Below are 460 nucleotides of genomic sequence, written 5' to 3'. Positions count from 1 at the left end.
CCAAAGTCACTTCCGCATTGTAGACGGGCATGATGACCGAGACGACGGGAGACGTAGAATGTTGTATGTTAGCGCCTCTCATCACGTTTCTTTATGGTTTGCCCGGGATGGCCTGTGCGGTTACAAGGCTGTTATGAAGCTCTCATATAGAGCCCCCCACCGCCCTGCAACGAGGGCCTGCAACATTCTCCAACACATTGGACGACAGAACATGAGTGAAGATAAGACCCCCGTTAAAGTGATTGCCGAGATCGGGTGCAACCACACAGGCGACCTGGAGATTGCCAAGGAACTGATCCGCGTCGCAGCCCATGTCTGCAAAGCAGATATTGCGAAATTCCAGAAGCGTCACAATCGCGAATTGCTGACCCCTGAGCAGTACAACACGCCACACCCGGTGCCGGCCAATGCATACGGCGATACCTATGGCGCGCACCGCGAATTCCTCGAGATGGATACA

Annotated in this window: 1 pseudogene; it reads left to right on the top strand. The window is 54.1% G+C overall.

What is annotated here, in order from left to right:
* Window positions 1-211: 211 nt before the first annotated feature.
* Window positions 212-460 (top strand): annotated as a pseudogene (locus Q5L94_RS13375) (hypothetical protein); the annotation flags it as partial.

This window comes from Idiomarina sp. Sol25 (assembly GCF_033052775.1).
Classification (GTDB): Bacteria; Pseudomonadota; Gammaproteobacteria; order Enterobacterales; family Alteromonadaceae; genus Idiomarina.
The sequence above is the reverse complement of the archived record's forward strand: the minus strand, read 5'-3'. Positions and strand labels throughout refer to the sequence as shown.